The following is a 16,888-nucleotide window of genomic DNA, read 5'->3' on the forward strand; positions in this document are numbered from 1 at the left end:
GCGATGACCTCGAACTCGACGAACACCCCCACGCCCACCCCCACTTCAACGAACCGGGAGAACCACGTGACGACCGGAGCCACCGTCTGGCTCACGGGTCTGCCGAGCGCCGGCAAGACCACCATCGCGTACGAGCTGGCCGGCCGACTGCGCGAGGAGGGCCACCGCGTCGAGGTGCTCGACGGCGACGAGATCCGCGAGTTCATCTCCGCGGGTCTCGGTTTCAGCCGCGAGGACCGGCACGTCAACGTGCAGCGCATCGGTTTCCTGGCCGAACTGCTCGCCCGTAACGGCGTCAAGGCGCTGGTCCCGGTGATCGCGCCGTACGCCGACAGCCGGGACGCGGTACGCAAGCGCCATCAGGAGAGCGGAACCGGTTACCTGGAGGTGCACGTGGCGACCCCGGTCGAGGTGTGCTCGGTCCGGGACGTGAAGGGTCTGTACGCGAAGCAGGCGGCGGGCGAGCTGACCGGGCTCACCGGGGTCGACGACCCCTACGAGGCCCCGGAGTCGCCGGATCTGCGGATCGAGTCCCAGGACCAGACCGTGCAGGAGTCCGCGGCGTCGGTGTACGCCCTGCTCACCGAGAGGGGACTGGCATGACGACGACCGTCGCCCAGGCCGAGGAGGGCACGGCGAGTCCGTACGCCCTCAGCCATTTGGACTCGCTGGAGTCCGAGGCGGTGCACATCTTCCGCGAGGTGGCGGGCGAGTTCGAGAACCCAGTGATCCTGTTCTCCGGCGGCAAGGACTCCATCGTCATGCTGCACCTGGCGCTGAAGGCGTTCGCCCCCGCGCCGGTCCCCTTCTCGCTCCTGCACGTCGACACCGGGCACAACTTCCCCGAGGTCCTCGAGTACCGCGACCGGGTCGTCACCGCGCACGGGCTGCGCCTGCACGTGGCCTCCGTCCAGGACTACATCGACCGCGGTGCGCTGCGCGAACGCCCCGACGGCACGCGTAACCCGCTCCAGACGCTGCCGCTGACGGAGAAGATCCAGTCCGAGAAGTTCGACGCCGTCTTCGGCGGCGGACGCCGCGACGAGGAGAAGGCCCGCGCCAAGGAACGGGTGTTCTCCCTGCGCGACGAGTTCTCCCAGTGGGACCCCCGCCGCCAGCGCCCGGAGCTGTGGAATCTCTACAACGGCCGCCACGCACCCGGCGAGCACGTGCGGGTGTTCCCGCTGTCCAACTGGACCGAGCTCGACGTCTGGCAGTACATCGCCCGGGAGGGCATCGAACTGCCCGAGATCTACTTCGCGCACGACCGGGAGGTCTTCCGGCGCGGCGGGATGTGGCTGACCGCCGGTGAGTGGGGCGGACCGAAGGACGGCGAGACCGTGGAGAAGCGCCTCGTGCGCTACCGGACCGTCGGCGACATGTCCTGCACCGGCGCCGTCGACTCCGACGCGGTGACGCTCGGCGACGTCATCGCCGAGATCGCCGCCTCCCGGCTCACCGAGCGGGGCGCCACCCGCGCCGACGACAAGATGTCCGAGGCCGCGATGGAAGACCGCAAGCGCGAGGGGTACTTCTAAGCATGAGCACGATCACCTCCGAGGAACTCTCGGCAACGACCCTCCTGCGGTTCGCCACGGCCGGTTCCGTCGACGACGGCAAGTCCACGCTCGTGGGCCGGCTCCTGCACGACTCCAAGTCGATCCTCACCGATCAGCTGGAGGCCGTGGAGCGCGCCTCGGCGAGCCGCGGCCAGGAAGCCCCCGACCTGGCGCTGCTCACCGACGGCCTGCGCGCCGAGCGCGAGCAGGGCATCACCATCGACGTGGCCTACCGTTACTTCGCCACGCCCCGACGCCGTTTCATCCTCGCCGACACGCCCGGTCATGTGCAGTACACCCGCAACATGGTGACGGGTGCCTCCACGGCCGAGCTGACGGTGATCCTGGTCGACGCCCGCAACGGCGTTGTGGAACAGACCCGCAGGCACGCGGCGATCGCGGCCCTGCTCCGGGTGCCGCACGTCGTTCTCGCCGTCAACAAGATGGACCTGGTCGAGTACCGGGAAACCGTCTTCGCGGAGATTGCCGAGGAGTTCACGGCGTACGCGAGCGAGCTCGGCGTTCCCGAGGTCACCGCGATCCCGATCTCCGCGCTCGCCGGTGACAACGTGGTGGATCCGTCGGCCAACATGGACTGGTACGGCGGGCCGACCTTCCTGGAACACCTGGAAACGGTTCCGGTCAGCCACGACCTGGCGCACTGCCACGCACGGCTGCCGGTGCAGTACGTGATCCGTCCGCAGACCGCCGAGCACCCGGACTACCGGGGGTACGCGGGCCAGATCGCGGCCGGCACCTTCCACGTGGGCGAGGCGGTGACGGTTCTGCCGTCCGGCCGTACCTCGACGATCTCCGGTATCGACCTGCTGGGCGAGCCGGTGGACGCGGCGTGGACGACCCAGTCGGTGACCGTGCTGCTCGACGACGACATCGACATCTCGCGCGGCGACCTGATCGTGCCCACCAAGGACGCGCCGCCCACCACGCAGGACGTCGAGGCGACCGTCTGCCACGTGGCCGACCAGCCGCTGACCGTCGGGCACCGGGTGCTGATCAAGCACGGCACCCGCACGGTCAAGGCGATCGTCAAGGACATCCCGTCCCGTCTCACGCTCGACGACCTGTCCCTGCACCCGCACCCGGGACAGCTCATCGCCAACGACATCGGCCGCGTGAAGATCCGTACCTCGGAACCGCTTCCGGTGGATTCCTACGCCGACTCCCGCCGCACCGGCTCGTTCATCCTGATCGACCCGGCCGACGGCACCACGCTCACCGCGGGCATGGTCGGCGAGTCGTTCGCGTCGCCCGAGCCGGTCAAGGACGAGCCCGACGACGACGGTTGGGACTTCTGAAAATGACCACAACCGACTTCTACTCCACGTTCGCGAAGGAGGGCGGCCGCGTCGGCAGCGGCGCCCTCGGCAGCGGGCAGGGCGGAGTGGCGCGATGTGCGCTCTGACGTACGCGCACTGCCTGCGCGCCCCGTCCCCCCACCCGCCGTCTCGGAAGCGACGAAAACCCTTTGCCGATTTCCCGGCCACGACCTGAAAACCCGTGACCGCCGGGCCAACGAGAGGAACCCCTCCCGTGCCTGCCAACCGCTCAGTTCTTCTTCGCCGCGGCCTCGCGGCCGTAGCGGCCCTTCCCCTGCTCGCCCTGGCCGCCTGCGGTTACGGTTCCGAGTCCAAGGACGACAACACCAACGAGAAGGTCGCCGCCGGATCGGAGAAGATCGACGGGCTCGACACCGTCAAGATCGGCTACTTCGGCAACCTGACGCACGCCACCGCTCTGGTCGGCCGTGAGCAGGGCATCTTCCAGAAGGCGCTGGGCGCCACCAAGGCGTCGTACGCGACCTTCAACGCGGGCCCCTCCGAGATCGAGGCGCTGAACGCCGGTTCCATCGACATCGGCTGGATCGGCCCCTCCCCGGCGATCAACGGTTTCACCAAGTCCGCCGGCAAGAGCCTGCGCATCATCGGCGGTTCGGCGTCCGGCGGTGTGAAGCTCGTCGTCAACCCGGACAAGGTCAAGTCCCTCAAGGACGTCAAGGGCAAGAAGATCGCCACGCCTCAGCTCGGAAACACGCAGGACGTGGCGTTCCTGAACTGGATCGCGGACCAGGGCTGGAAGGTCGACGCGCAGAGCGGCAAGGGCGACGTCACCGTCGTCCGCAGCGACAACAAGGTGACCCCGGACGCGTTCAAGGCCGGTTCGATCGACGGTGCCTGGGTGCCGGAGCCGACCGCCTCGAAGCTGGTCGCCGAGGGCGGCAAGGTACTGCTCGACGAGGCGTCGCTGTGGCCCGACAAGAAGTTCGTGATCACGAACATCATCGTGTCGCAGAAGTTCCTCACGGAGCACCCGAAGGTCGTCGAGGCGGTGCTGAAGGGTTCGGTCGACTCCAACAAGTGGATCAACGCCAACCCGGCGGCGGCGAAGGCCGCGGCGAACAAGCAGCTGGAGGCGGACTCCGGCAAGGCACTGCCCACCGAGGTGCTGGACCCGGCGTGGACGTCGATCCAGTTCATCAACGACCCGCTGGCCTCCACGCTCAACGCCGAGGCGGAGCACGCGGTCAAGGCGGGTCTGCTGGAGAAGCCCGACCTCAAGGGCATCTACGACCTGAGCATCCTGAACAAGGTCCTCAAGGCCGAGGGCGAGTCCACGGTCGACGACGCCGGTCTCGGCGTCAGCTGATCGGAATCCGATGAGTTCCCAGGAGGTGACGACCATGGCCACGACCTTCGCCAAGGCCGCCGAGTCCGCGGAGTCCGTGGAGTACGCGGCCCGGCTTGAGCACGTCTCGAAGTCCTTCGCCGGGCCGGGTGGGCAGCAGCTCGTCCTGGACGACATCACTCTCGATGTCGCTCCCGGCGAGTTCGTCACCCTCCTGGGGGCTTCGGGCTGCGGCAAGTCCACTTTGCTCAACCTGGTGGCGGGGCTCGACGAGCCCACCACCGGCTCCATCACGACGGACGGCCGTCCGGCGCTGATGTTCCAGGAGCACGCCCTCTTCCCGTGGCTGACCGCGGGCAAGAACATCGAGCTCGCCCTGAAGCTCCGGGGAGTCGCCAAGCCCGAGCGGCGCGACAAGGCGGAGGAGCTCCTCGAGCTGGTGCGGTTGAAGGGCGCGTACGGAAAGCGTGTTCACGAACTTTCCGGCGGTATGCGGCAGCGCGTGGCGATGGCTCGCGCGCTGGCGCAGGAGAGCAACATCCTGCTGATGGACGAGCCGTTCGCGGCGCTGGACGCCATCACCCGGGATGTGCTGCACGACGAACTGACGCGGATCTGGGGGGAGACGGGACTGTCCGTCCTCTTCGTCACGCACAACGTGCGGGAGGCGGTGCGGCTCGCGCAGCGGGTCGTCCTGCTGTCCTCCCGGCCCGGCCGGGTGGCGCGCGAGTGGACGGTCGACATCCCGCAGCCGCGCCGGATCGAGGACGCCCCGGTGGCGGAACTGTCCATCGAGATCACCGAAGTCCTGCGTGGGGAGATCCGCCGTCATGGCCAGCACTGAGACGAAGACGACGGTGACGAAGGCGGTTACCGCCGAGCTTGCCGGGGTGGAGGCGGGGCTCGACGCGCTGGACGTCATGGCGCCCACCGTCCGTACGCCCTTTCGGCGGACCTTCATCGACAAGATCCTGCCGCCGATCCTGGCGACCCTGCTGCTGCTGATCGTCTGGCAGATCACCTTCAAGATCGTCGACGACCCGACCAAGCTGGTCTCCCCCGTGGACGTCTGGCGGACGCTCCAGGACGCCTGGCTCGAGGGCAAGCTGCTCGGCTACATCTGGACCAGCGTCTCGCGCGGTCTGCTCGGCTTCCTCTTCGCGCTGGCGATCGGCACCCCGCTGGGTCTGCTGGTGGCACGCGTGAAGTTCGTGCGGGCGGCGATCGGTCCGATCCTGTCCGGTCTGCAGTCGCTGCCGTCGGTGGCCTGGGTGCCGCCGGCCGTGCTGTGGCTGGGTCTGAACAACTCGATGATGTACGCGGTGATCCTGCTCGGTGCGGTGCCGTCCATCGCCAACGGGCTGGTGTCCGGCGTCGACCAGGTGCCGCCGCTGTTCCTGCGGGCGGGCCGCACGATGGGCGCGACGGGGCTGAAGGGAACCGTGTACATCACGTTGCCGGCCGCCCTGCCGGGTTATGTGGCGGGTCTGAAGCAGGGCTGGGCGTTCTCCTGGCGTTCGCTGATGGCGGCGGAGATCATCGCGTCCTTCCCCGACCTCGGCGTCGGTCTCGGTCAGTTGCTGGAGAACGGGCGCAACGCCAGTGACATGTCGATGGTGTTCGAGGCCATCCTGCTCATCCTGTTCGTCGGCATCGCCATCGACCTGCTGATCTTCAGTCCGCTGGAGCGGTGGGTACTGCGCAGCCGTGGTCTGCTGGTGAAGAGCTGAAGTCCCATGTACAGGAAACCGGTTCCTCCCGTTCTCGTGGTGATTGCCCACGGCAGTCGTGACCCGCGGCACGCGGCGACCGTGCACGCCCTGGTGCGGCGGGTGCGGTCGTTGCGGCCGGGTCTGCGGGTAGAGACCGGTTTCCTGGACTTCAACATCCCCTCCGTCCACGGGGTGCTGGAGTCGTTGGCGGCGGAGGGCGTCCGTGACGTGGTGGCGCTGCCGCTGCTGCTGACCCGAGCGTTCCACGCGAAGGCGGACATCCCGGCGGTCCTGCGGGATGCTCCGGCACAGCTGCGGATCAGACAGGCCGAGGTGCTCGGCCCGTCGCCGCTGCTGCTCGCCGTCCTCGAACGACGGCTGTACGAGGCCGGCCTGACGCCTGCCGACAAGTCCTCGACCGGGGTCGTGCTGGCCTCGGCGGGGTCCACGGACCCGGAGGCGATCGCAGTGATCGCAGAAATCGCGCGGGAGTGGCGGCGCACCGGTTGGTGTGCCGTGCGGCCTGCGTTCGCCTCCGCCGGTTCTCCCTCGCGGTTCCCGCGCACCGAGGACGCGGTCCGCGAACTGCGGGCGCTGGGGTGCTCGCGGGTCGCCGTCGCGCCGTACGTCCTGGCCCCCGGCTTCCTGCCGGACCGCATCGCGCGAGGCGCGGCCGCGGCGGACGTCCTGGCCGACGTGCTGGGTCCGGCGCCGGAGGTGGCGCGGGTGCTGCTGGAACGGTACGACGCGGCGCGTACGCCGGCGCTGGCGGCCGTCGGCGCCTGACCGGCGTTGTGCTCTCTCGCGCCGCGCGGGGATCTCTTTCCGTTGCGGTACCGGTTTCTGTTTCTGCTCCCGTTTCCGTTGCGGGACCGGCTTCTCTTTCGACAGCGGTTTCCGTTGCGGTACCGGTTGCCGTTTCTATTGGACCGGTTTCTGTTGCGGGACCGGTTGCCGTTCCGGTACCGGTTTCCGTTGCCCTACCGGTATCGGTTTCGATGGCGGTTTCGAAACGCCTGCCTCCCTGGTCGGGTATCGCCGGCAACCGCCGACGGCCGGGCACACGCCGCCACGATCAGACATCGGCCGACGCCCCACGGCCCCACGCCCCGCACCCCGCACCCCGCACCCCGCACCCCGCACCCCGCACCCCGCACCAGTAGGCCCGAGGGGATCGCTCAGTGGTTCACGCTTGTGGCGCGCTGCCGGGGATCGCGGCCGCTCGCCGCCAGCGCCCGCTCGAACACCGGGGCGTCCTGCGCCACCGGCACCACCGCCGCGAAGCCGTCGTACTGGCGGTAGAGGTCGCCGTGCCGTTCGACGACGTCGAGGACGAAGCGGGCCGCGTCGTCCGAGAGGTGGAACTCCTGGTCGGTGGCGACCGCCACGTCCCAGCCGTGCACGGCCATCTCCTTGACGACCATCGCGGCGATCTCGGCGGCGGGCATCGCGGCCATGCCCAGATCGATCTCGCCCTCCCACACGGCCGGCTCCGCCCAGGCCGCGACCGCGCGCTCCAGCTGGTCGGCGTATGCCTCGGCCCACCGCGGGTCGGCGGTGAAGTCGCGGGCGACCAGGTCGTCGGGGAGCTGCTTGCGCAGGGCGCGGTGCTCGAGACCGTGGGAGGTGTAGAGGACCCAGTGGTCGACCAGGGTTCGGACGTCCCAGCCCGGGCAGTGCGTCGGGTCGTTCAACCGGGCCGCCGGGACACCGCGGGCGACGCGCGACGCCTCGGCGGCGCATTCGGACATGTACTGGTGCGTCTCGTCGTACTTCATGCGCCCCACGCTAGGCAGCGGGGTGCTCAGGACTCTTGAACAAACGCGACAGCGCCGGCGGACCGGTCCTCGGCCAGTCGGATCAGTTCCGGCAGCGGCAGGGAACCGGGTGCCCTCCGTTCCCGGGCGAACTGGTTGGCAAGCCGTTGCAGCAACTCGTTCAGCGGGGTCGGTACGCCGTGCAGACGGCCGAGGAGCGCGATCTCGCCGTTGAGGTGGTCGGCCTCGATGCTGCCCGCGCCACGGCTGAGGGACTGCCAGGAGGAGCCGCCGCCGCGCGGGGCGCCGTCGAGCGGGACGAGGGTGACCTTGTCGCCGCGCAGTGCCTGCTGCTCCTCGGTGCTCGCCCACACGATCCCGGCGGCGCGCAGCACGGCCTCGCCCTCGGCCCGCACCCTCGCGTACAGCGCCTCCGCCTCGGGGTCGTCCACCGGGCCGCTCACCGCTTCCAGGGCGTTTCCGAGGTTGGACAGCAGCTTCGCGTACTGCCAGCGCGAGACGTCGGGTACGACCGGTGCCTCGAAGTGCGCCTTCTCCAGGTCGGCGGCGATACGGCGGGTTGTGTCGTCGGTGCCGTGCGGGTACCGGCCGAGATGAAGGATGCCGGTGAGCGGGGTGCCGGCGGCGGAGACGACCCCCGGTTCGACATGGGTGGCGGGCAGCCAGACGCACACGCCGTGGACGTGCCGGAAGCGGCGCAGGGCGAGGCGCGGGCTCTCCACACCGTTCTGCGCGCAGACCAGGGGCAGTCGCTCCGCGGCCGTGCCGCCGCCCTCGACCGGGACCGGGCCCCAGACCTGGAGTGCCGCCTCGGTGTCCTGGGTCTTGACGGCGAGGAAGAGGACGTCGTCGGCGCGCAGCGTGCCGAGCGCCTCCGGTCCGTCGACGACGGGCAGCCGGTACGTCAGTTCGCCCTGCGGAACCCTGAGCCGCAGTCCGACCTCCGTGAGCGCCGCCCGGTGCGCGCCGCGTGCGACCAGCACGACCTCGTGCCCGGCCTCCGCCAGTCGTCAGCCGACGGTGCCGCCGATCGCGCCCGCCCCGATGATGATGTAACGCATGGGACGAGCCTCGCACAGTCGTGTGTACGCAGAGTCGTGTGTATGCACAGTCGTGCTGTATGCGCAGTCGTGTGTATGCGCAGTCGTGTGTATGCGCAGTCGGGTACGCACCGCCGAGAGCGTGGGAAACGATGCGCCCGAGGTTGACCTTGTCCCTGGGGCAGGGCCGAGGGTCCGGGCATGGACGACTTCTACCTGCGGCAGACGCCGTACAGCGACCCGGGCGACCTGGATGTCGCCGACCTGCCCGCCGATCCTCGCGAACTCGCTTTGCTCGTCCGCAGTCTGATGGTGCATCGGCTGGAGGGGGAACGCGTCGGGTACGAGATTCCCGAGGAGCGGTTGCACCACGACGCCGAGGCCCGGTACGTGACCGGGATCCTGCGGATCCTGCGGGCGCGCAAGGACGCCCCGCTCACCCGACGGCGTTCGTACGACGAGCAGTTCGTGGGCTCCTGCCGGGACTACTCGCTGCTGCTGTGCTCGTTGCTGCGGGCGACCGGGACGCCGTCCCGGATCCGCGGCGGGTACGCGACCTACTTCGTCGAGGGCTTCCACGACGACCACTGGGTCACCGAGTACCACCTCCCGGAGGGTACGTGGCGGCTGGCCGACGCCCAGGTGTCCGCCGACTTCTACGAGGTGCCCTTCGACCCGATGGACGTGCCGCGGAACCGTTTCCTGGTCGCCGGGCAGGCGTGGCGGGCCTGCCGGGCGGGCGCGGCAGACCCGGAGACGTTCGGGGTGTGGGCCGATCCCGGCCTCAGGGGTCTGCCGCTCGTCCTCAACAGTGTGGTCCTGGACCTCGCCGCCCGTAACGGCACGGAACCGCTTCCCTGGGACGGCTGGGGGCTGTCGGGGTTGCGGAAACACGACTCGCTCACCGAGGACGATCTGGCCCTCGTGGACGCCGTGGCCGCTGCCCGCACCCACGAGGAGGCCCGCCGGCTCTACGCCGATCCGCGGCTCGTCGTGCCCCGCGAGATCCTCTCGTCGGCGCCCTTCCACGGCCCGCGCACGGTCACGCTTGCGTCATCTCCACGAGTTTGACGACGGTGTTCCAGTTGCGGGTGGTGGCGATGAGCCCCTTGTTCACTCGCGGCTTCGACAGTTGCTCGGCGAGCTTGGACCGGCCGAGGCCCTCGGGGGCGTAGAGGTACAGGACGCGGTTGCCGATGCGGAACTCCTCGGGGAGGTGGGCGGCCTGGTCGATCCCGGCGTAGCGCTCCGCTTCGACGGGGGTGGAGAAGTACGTGGCGTGGAGTTGCTTGGCCTCCAGGTCGGCGGCCGGGAACGGGCAAGCGTCGGCAACCGCTTTCAGATAGGCGTGGTCGCGAACGATCACGCCGACGGCGAAGCCGAAGTGTTTCTCGATCGCCGCCGTGAGTTCCGCGGCGAGGCGCTCCTCGTCCCCCTGGGCGGAGGAGAAGACGGCCTGACCGCTCTGGAGGTAGGTGCGGACGTCCCCGAGACCGAGCCCCTCCAGCAGGGTGCGCAGCTCGGCCATCGGGACCTTCCTGCTGCCGCCCACGTTGATGCCGCGCAGCAGTGCCGCGTACGTCGTCGTCATCCGCTCACCTTAAGCGGCCGTCGTGCCCCGTGGGGGTGGGCACGACGGCCGCGGCCGGGGTGGGGCCTCGGGCGAAACTCTGGCCGATCGGCGGGATGCGGAGCAACACCTGCCGGACATCTCCACAGGCTCACGACTTGTTCAACAAACTTTCGTAATCACCATTCCGGCCTTGACTCCCGAACCGCCCGTCGGCCTTCGCCACCGCCTCTCACCGTCCGCTCTGGCCGGCGGCCCTGGGCCGGCCAGGGCTGGCCAGGACTGGCCGTCGGCCTGTCCCGGCGGCCTGCCCGCCGAGCGCGCCACCGGTGACCGAAAGGCCCCGCACCCTGATCGTCATCCCCGAGATCCCCGGATAGATGTAGGGGACCTCTGTCCTCCCCAGCGGTGAGACGGCGGGGTCCGACGGGAGGAGTCGGGTGTCCGGGACCTCACCGGGCAGCACGACGAGATGGCTTTATCCAACCCATACCTTCGAATCTGAAGGTGGCGGCAGGGGGTTGCCACCGCATCACAAGAGGGCAGGCCCGTCATGGGGAACGGAGATATACGGGTGCGGGGCTTCGCCGCGCGGGCCGGCGGCTGGAGCGCCCGGCACCGATGGGCCGCCGTGGGCATCTGGGTGCTGTTCGTCGTCCTGGCCATGGGGATCGGCTCGGCGATGGGCACGGTCGAGGTCAAGGAGAGCGACCAGCTCGGGGGCGAGACCCATACGGCCGCCCGGATCATCGAGGACGCCGGCATCGACGAGCCGGCCAGCGAGACGGTCCTGGTCCAGTCGAAGGACGGCTCCGTCAAGGCCACCGACGCGGACTTCAAGGCCGCCGTCGCGGCGGTCGTCGCGGCCGTGGAGAAGACCGGCAAGGTCACCGACGTGACCTCGCCCTACGACTCGGACACGATCTCCGAGGACGGTCGCAGCGCGCTCGTGCAGTTCGACATGCGCGGCGACTCCGAAACCGCGGGCGAGCGGGTCGAGCCGGTTCTCGAGGCCGTCGAGGGGGTCCAGAAGGACCACTCCTTGCTGCGGATCGAGGAGATCGGCGGCGCCAGCATGATGAAGACGTTCGACGACGCGTTCGGCGATGACTTCCAGCAGGCGGAGTACTCCGCCGTGCCGGTGGCCCTGGGCATTCTGCTGATCGCGTTCGGCGCGCTGGTGGCGGCGCTGCTGCCGGTGGCGCTCGCGGTCACCGCGATCATGGCGACGATGGGCCTGATGAGCATCGTCAGCCACTTCCAGCCGATGGACGACACGGCGAGCTCCGTGATGCTGCTGGTCGGTCTGGCCGTCGGCGTCGACTACTGCCTGTTCTACCTGCGCCGGGAGCGCGAGGAGCGGGCGGCGGGACGTGATCCGGAAACCGCTCTCAGGATCGCCGCGGCGACCAGTGGCCGTGCCGTGATCGTCTCCGGTGTCACCGTGTGCGTGGCGATGGCGGGCATGCTGTTCACCGGGCTCGCGACGTTCGAGGCGATGGGCCTGGCTTCCCTGATGGTGGTGGCGGTCGCCATGGTCGGTTCGGTGACCGTGCTGCCCGCGCTGCTGTCGCTGCTCGGCCGGCGGGTGGAGAAGGGCCGGATCCCGTTCCTGCACCCCGAGAAGCGCCGCAGGAACGGCAACGGCGGGCGTGCCGACGAGGGCAGCCGGTTCTGGAGCGCCGTCCTCAAGGTCGTCCTCGCCAAGCCCGGTGTGTCGCTGGTCGTGGCGGCCGGCGTGCTGCTCGCGATCGCCGCTCCGGCGGTCGGCATGAAGACCCAGAACCTCACCCTGGACCAGGAGTTCGGCGACTCGCTGCCCATCGTGCAGACCTACAACCGGGTCAACGACGCCTTCCCGGGCGGCTCCGAACCGGCCGAGGTGATCGTCAAGGCGAACGACATCAACGCCGCCGAGGTGAAGACCGCGCTGCAGGATTTCAAGGAGCAGGCGGTCAGCTCGGGCGCCTCCCGCGGTCCGGTCGAGATCAAGCTGCACGACGCGCAGAACATCGCCTACGTGTACGTTCCGCTGGTCGGCGGCTCCGACCTGGACAAGGCGGGTACGAGCCTGGACAAGCTGCGCGACGAGGTGCGGCCCGCGACGCTGGGCAAGGTCGACGGCCTCCAGGCTCCGATCACCGGTCAGGTGGCCGGTTCGAAGGACTTCAACGACCAGCTGGCCGGGGCCGTCGCTCCCGTCTTCGCGTTCGTCGTGGTCTTCGCCTTCCTGCTGATGCTGCTGTCGTTCCGCTCGCTGACGGTCGCGATCACCTCGATCGTGCTCAACCTGCTGTCGGTGGGGGCCGCCTACGGCATCCTGGTCGCCGTCTTCCAGCACGGCTGGGGCGCGTCGCTGGTGGGCGCTGAGGGCGTCGGCGCCATCATCACCTGGCTGCCGCTGTTCCTCTTCGTGATCCTCTTCGGCCTGTCGATGGACTACCACGTGTTCGTGGTCTCGCGGATCCGTGAGGCGCGGATGCGGGGCCGTTCGACGAACGAGGCCATCCAGCACGGCGTGGTCACCACGGCCGGTGTGGTCACCAGCGCCGCGGTCATCATGGTCGCCGTGTTCGCCATCTTCGGAACGCTGTCCATGCAGTCCATGAAGCAGATGGGCGTGGGCCTGGCGGCCGCGGTGCTGATCGACGCGACGATCATCCGGGGTGTGCTGCTCCCGGCCGTGATGGCGCTGCTGGGCGAGCGCAACTGGTACCTGCCGAAGTGGCTGCACTGGCTGCCCGACCTCACGCACGACGAGTCGCCCGAGGCGGTCGCCCCGGCGACCCGGGACGACGAGGGCGAGCCGCTGCGGGTGTGACGCCGATCGAATCCCGCTGAAGCGGTGTGAACCGAGGGCCCGTTGACCTCCCGGGGGAGTCAACGGGCCCTCACTCACGCCCGGTTCGGCGCCCGGCCGGTTCCGGTGTCCGGCCGGTTCCGGTGTCCGGCCGGTTCCGGTGTCCGGCCGGTTCCGGTGTCCGGCCGGTTCCGGTGCCCAGCCGGTTCCGCTGCCCGGCCCCCTATCCGTTGCCCGGACCCACATCCGGTGTCCGGTGTCCGGTCCGGCACCCGGTTTCCGGTCCCGGGCAGGTCCAACGGCGGTCGGGGGCCGGTTCAGGGCGCTTCAGGACGGGACGGCTGTTCAACACCGTTGCCTCATCAGCTCGGCCTCGATGAGGTCCACCGCCCGGCGCGTGCCGCCCTCGTCCGCCATCTGCGCCTGGATCGCCTTGAGCCGACGGGCCACCTCCGGGTCGTCGACGAGCGCGAGGGCGGCTTCCCGCAGGGTCTCGGCCGTCGCCTCGGGTGTGGCGAGCTGCCGGGCCACCCCGAGCCCCTGGAGCATGTCCGCGTTGCCGAACTGGTCGACGGCCTGCGGTACGGCGATCATCGGCGTGGCCGTGGCCAGCCCCTCCTGGCTGCCGCCCGCTCCGGCGTGCGTGACGAACAGGTCGGCCTGCTTCAGGACGGCCAACTGCGGTACCCAGGAACATACTTCGACGTTGTCGGGTACGGTGCCCAGCGCGTCGGGGTCGACGTGCCTGCCGATCTGGAGCACGAGGTGCCAGCCGGGCATCTCGCCGAAGGCGCGCACGCACTCCCGGTAGAAGTCCGGCTGGTCGGTGAAGGCCGAACCCAGCGAGACCAGGACGACCTTCTCCACCCCGTCGGGGCGCGTCCACTCCCCCTCGGCGGCGCGCTCGCCCTGGCAGGCGCCGACGAACGTGTAAACGCTTTCATCGACCCGGTCGGCGTGCGGCTGGAGCACTCTGGGGATCAGCACGAGGGAGCGGGCCGGACGGCCGACGAAGGGGTCGGGGTGCTCGGTGATCCCGTTCTCCTCCAGCCAGGCGTGGAACCGTGCGTAGTAAGCCTTTCCGCGCTCCGTTTCCCTCGGCTCCGCCCACATCGGTTCGGCGATCTCCTCCTCGTAACCCTCCCAGGCGACCAGGTTGGGCGAGAGGGAGATCGCCGGCACTCCCCAGCGGTGGGCGAGGACACGGGCCGGGTAGGCGGTGATGTCGTGCAGCACCAGGTCCGGCTCGTCCCCGTCGTACGCCTCGACCAGCTGGGGCAGGGCCTGGATGGCGTCGGCCAGGAAGGGCTCGACGTTGTCGAGGAGGGTGCTCCCCCAGGCGGAGGGGTCGTCGTCGGGCGCGGGCAGCGTCGAGTGCCACGGCTTGACCTCGGCGCCGGTTCCGGCGGCCTTCTCGGCGAAGACGGGCGGAATCGCGTACGTCACCCGGTGACCGCGCGCGACGAGCTCGCGGATCACCTCGAGGCTCGGGTTCACGTGGCCGTGGGCGGCGATGGAGAACATGGCGATATGGGCGGGGCGACTGGTCATACCGTCGACCGTAAGCGAGACGAAACGTCTCGTGCAACGTGAATTGCGCGGGTCAGCCCTCGGGACAGCGCTCGTCGGACCCCTCGACGCTCCGCCCGTGCGCGTTCGTCACCTTCACGATCACGGCCTCCGCACCGGTGCCGGTGCCGGTGTCCGTGGTGCGCTGCGCCTCCGCTGCCGTACAGATCAGCTGCGCCATCGCGAGGTCGCTCAACTCTTCGGTGACATACCGCAGGTGGATCGACACCACGCCGCCTCGCGCGTTCACCGACACGGCGGCCGACGCGGCGGTCTCGGCGTCGGCACCGCCGGACGGACCGGCGGTGGGAGGCACGCTCGCAGGGAATGGCGGGGCGGATGCCAGTGCGGATGCCGGTGCGGCCGCCAGCGGGGGCAGCAGCGTGGTCAGTCGCTTCGCCCGTTCCGCATCCGTCGGCCCCTCGAACAGGTGCATCACCGCCGATTCGGCGTCGACCGCGCCGGCCGGCCTGCGGGGGACGGCGACCAGGGAACCGTTTTCGACGAGGTAGACCCGCAGCATCGGCACGAGCCCGTGCGCGGGCCCGCCCGCCTCCACCACGCCGGTCGCCGGGATGCCGCAGGAGACCAGCGTCCACAGCGCCGGGACGCACAGCAGCGCGGCTCGACGTACGGCCCTCATGCTCGCTCCTCCCGCGTCGGCCCGCCCCGCGTCGGCCCGCCCCCTGTCGGCCCGTCCCCTGTCGGCTCGTCCGGCGTCGGCCCGTCCCGCCACAGCGGGAGGTCCACCGTGAAGACGGCGCCGCCCTCCGGCCGGTTCGCCGCCCGGACCGTGCCGCCGTGCATCCGGACGTTCTCCTCGGTGATCGCCAGCCCCAGTCCGCTGCCCTCGGTCCGGGACCGGGCGGCGTCCGACTTGTAGAAGCGTTCGAAGACATGAGGCAGCACGTCGTCGGGGATACCGGGCCCGCTGTCCAGCACCTCGATGACCGCCCGCCGTCCGGTGCCGGAACCCTCGCCCCCGCCGCCGCCCTCGTGGAGGCTCAACCGCACCGGACGGGCGCCGTGCCGCAGGGCGTTGCCGACCAGGTTGGCGACGACGACGTCGAGGCGGCGCGGGTCGACGCGTCCGCGCAGCGCGTCCGGCTCCGGCAGGCGGGCCTCCACCGTGCCGGTCCAGCCCCGGGCGGCGAGGGTGCGCCGGAGGGACTCGGCGAGGTCGATCTCGTCCAGGTGCAGCACGGCCGCGCCCGCGTCGAACCGGGAGATCTCCATCAGGTCGTCCACGAGCCGGGCCAGCTTCACGGTCTCCTCGCTGATCAGCCGGACCGCGGTGGCGGTGTCCGGATCGAGGCCGGCGGCGTCCTCGTCGAGGACGTCGGTGACGGCCGACATGGCCGCCAGCGGAGTGCGCAGCTCGTGCGAGACGTCCGCGGCGAAGCGCCGGGCCCGGGCCTCCATGCCGCGCAGTTCGGCGACCGACTCCTCCAGGGCGGCGGCCGTCTCGTTGAACGTGTGCGACAGCTCGGCGAGTTCGTCGGAGCCGTCGACGGCGAGGCGGGTGTCCAGTCTGCCCTCGGCGATGCTGCGGGTGGCGTCGCGCAGTGCGCGTACCGGTCGCAGCACCCCGCGGGCGGCGAGCAGTGCGAGCAGGACGGCGAGGGCCAGGGCGGGGACGGCGGCCCGTTCCACGGCGGTCACCAGGGCGTCCACATAGGCCTGTTCGGTGGCCTGCGGCACCGTCAGGAACACCTGGAGGCCGGACAGGGGCCAACTGCTCGACAGGGTGGAGGTGAAGGCGACCGACATGCCGACGACGAGTGCGGTGTGGTCCGCGCGGTTCACCCGCTGGAAGACGGTGGCCGACCGGGAGTCGACCGCCGCGCGCAGGGCGGGCGTCAGCTCGTCGAACGGGTCGTCGGGGACGGACGTGGCCTCCTGCCCTCGGTAGACGACCAGCACGCGCCAGGCACCCGACGGCTCGGCGCCGGCCACCTCGGCGGCGAACCGCCGCAGTTCGTCCGGGCCGGCCGGCAGGGCGAGCTCGGGGGCGAGCCGTGTCACCTGGCTGCGCAGCTGCTGGATCACGGCGTCCTGGCTCTGCTGGAGCACGCCGGTGCGCGCCTCCCGGAAGGTGAGCGCGCCGGTGGTGGTGACGGTGACAGCGGCGACCAGCGCGAACGCCACCACGAGCCGTACGCGCAGACCACGCAGTCGGTGCGTCCGGACCCGGCGCGTCCCGACCCGGTTCGCCAG

General features: G+C 70.4%; 14 protein-coding genes and 1 pseudogene. 9 read left to right on the forward strand and 6 right to left on the reverse strand.

Annotated elements, in window-relative coordinates; translation table 11 throughout:
• The first annotated feature begins 3 nt into the window (after window positions 1-3).
• The 7 genes from cysC to ACFVYS_RS11330 all read left to right on the forward strand — a co-directional run bounded on the left by cysC (window position 4) and on the right by ACFVYS_RS11330 (window position 6,700).
• Complete coding sequence (gene cysC / locus ACFVYS_RS11300; RefSeq protein WP_389500985.1) at window positions 4-603, forward strand: adenylyl-sulfate kinase; 600 nt, start codon at window positions 4-6, stop codon at window positions 601-603.
• On the forward strand, window positions 600-1,538 hold the full coding sequence (cysD, locus tag ACFVYS_RS11305) for a sulfate adenylyltransferase subunit CysD (RefSeq protein ID WP_389500987.1): 939 nt from the start codon (window positions 600-602) through the stop codon (window positions 1,536-1,538). Before cysC ends, cysD begins: the two co-directional genes overlap by 4 nt.
• A gap of 2 nt (window positions 1,539-1,540) precedes the next feature.
• Window positions 1,541-2,875 carry a sulfate adenylyltransferase subunit 1 gene (locus ACFVYS_RS11310; RefSeq protein WP_389500988.1) on the forward strand — a complete coding sequence of 445 codons (1,335 nt, stop codon included), beginning with the start codon at window positions 1,541-1,543 and terminating at the stop codon, window positions 2,873-2,875.
• Window positions 2,876-3,110: 235 nt separating this feature from the next.
• Window positions 3,111-4,223, forward strand: a complete 1,113-nt coding sequence (locus ACFVYS_RS11315) for an aliphatic sulfonate ABC transporter substrate-binding protein (RefSeq protein ID WP_389500990.1) — start codon at window positions 3,111-3,113, stop codon at window positions 4,221-4,223.
• A gap of 10 nt (window positions 4,224-4,233) precedes the next feature.
• Window positions 4,234-5,046: an ABC transporter ATP-binding protein gene (locus tag ACFVYS_RS11320; RefSeq protein WP_389049314.1), complete on the forward strand. Its 813-nt coding sequence runs from the start codon at window positions 4,234-4,236 to the stop codon at window positions 5,044-5,046.
• Window positions 5,033-5,932 (forward strand): ABC transporter permease, encoded by a 900-nt coding sequence (locus ACFVYS_RS11325; RefSeq protein WP_389500992.1) that lies wholly within the window; start codon window positions 5,033-5,035, stop codon window positions 5,930-5,932. The genes ACFVYS_RS11320 and ACFVYS_RS11325 overlap by 14 nt, the downstream gene beginning before the upstream one ends.
• Before the next feature lie 6 nt (window positions 5,933-5,938).
• A complete protein-coding gene (locus ACFVYS_RS11330) occupies window positions 5,939-6,700 on the forward strand; it encodes a sirohydrochlorin chelatase (RefSeq protein WP_389500994.1) in 762 nt (253 codons plus the stop codon).
• 392 nt (window positions 6,701-7,092) lie between these two features.
• Here ACFVYS_RS11330 and ACFVYS_RS11335 read toward each other — a convergent pair whose 3' ends face one another.
• Both ACFVYS_RS11335 and ACFVYS_RS11340 read right to left on the reverse strand, forming a co-directional pair.
• Entirely contained in the window at window positions 7,093-7,692 is a 600-nt protein-coding gene (locus tag ACFVYS_RS11335) for a TIGR03086 family metal-binding protein (RefSeq protein WP_389500996.1), read from the reverse strand.
• Between the two features lie 26 nt (window positions 7,693-7,718).
• Entirely contained in the window at window positions 7,719-8,699 is a 981-nt protein-coding gene (locus ACFVYS_RS11340) for a ketopantoate reductase family protein (RefSeq protein WP_389501088.1), read from the reverse strand.
• Between the two features lie 234 nt (window positions 8,700-8,933).
• On the opposite strand from ACFVYS_RS11340, the gene ACFVYS_RS11345 reads away from it, so the two are divergent.
• Complete coding sequence (locus ACFVYS_RS11345; protein ID WP_389500998.1) at window positions 8,934-9,803, forward strand: transglutaminase domain-containing protein; 870 nt, start codon at window positions 8,934-8,936, stop codon at window positions 9,801-9,803.
• On the opposite strand, the gene ACFVYS_RS11350 is transcribed toward ACFVYS_RS11345, so the two are convergent.
• Window positions 9,775-10,323, reverse strand: a complete 549-nt coding sequence (locus ACFVYS_RS11350; RefSeq protein WP_389500999.1) for a DUF1697 domain-containing protein — start codon at window positions 10,321-10,323, stop codon at window positions 9,775-9,777. The two genes, ACFVYS_RS11345 and ACFVYS_RS11350, sit on opposite strands and share 29 nt — an antisense overlap.
• Before the next feature lie 532 nt (window positions 10,324-10,855).
• Between ACFVYS_RS11350 and ACFVYS_RS11355 the strand changes: the two genes are divergently transcribed.
• On the forward strand, window positions 10,856-13,123 hold the full coding sequence (locus ACFVYS_RS11355) for an MMPL family transporter (protein ID WP_389501001.1): 2,268 nt from the start codon (window positions 10,856-10,858) through the stop codon (window positions 13,121-13,123).
• Between the two features lie 324 nt (window positions 13,124-13,447).
• On the opposite strand, the pseudogene mgt reads toward ACFVYS_RS11355, so the two are convergent.
• The 3 genes and pseudogenes from mgt to ACFVYS_RS11370 all read right to left on the reverse strand — a co-directional run bounded on the left by mgt (window position 13,448) and on the right by ACFVYS_RS11370 (window position 16,888).
• Window positions 13,448-14,690: pseudogene (gene mgt, locus ACFVYS_RS11360) on the reverse strand (macrolide-inactivating glycosyltransferase).
• A 15-nt stretch (window positions 14,691-14,705) separates the two neighbouring features.
• Window positions 14,706-15,314: a hypothetical protein gene (locus tag ACFVYS_RS11365; RefSeq protein WP_389501002.1), complete on the reverse strand. Its 609-nt coding sequence runs from the start codon at window positions 15,312-15,314 to the stop codon at window positions 14,706-14,708.
• The gene (locus ACFVYS_RS11370) at window positions 15,311-16,888 is read right to left on the reverse strand and encodes a sensor histidine kinase (protein WP_389501090.1); all 1,578 of its coding nucleotides are present in this window, start codon (window positions 16,886-16,888) and stop codon (window positions 15,311-15,313) included. The genes ACFVYS_RS11365 and ACFVYS_RS11370 overlap by 4 nt, the downstream gene beginning before the upstream one ends.

Source organism: Streptomyces sp. NPDC058295 (assembly GCF_042880655.1).
Classification (GTDB): domain Bacteria; phylum Actinomycetota; class Actinomycetes; order Streptomycetales; family Streptomycetaceae; genus Streptomyces; species Streptomyces coriariae.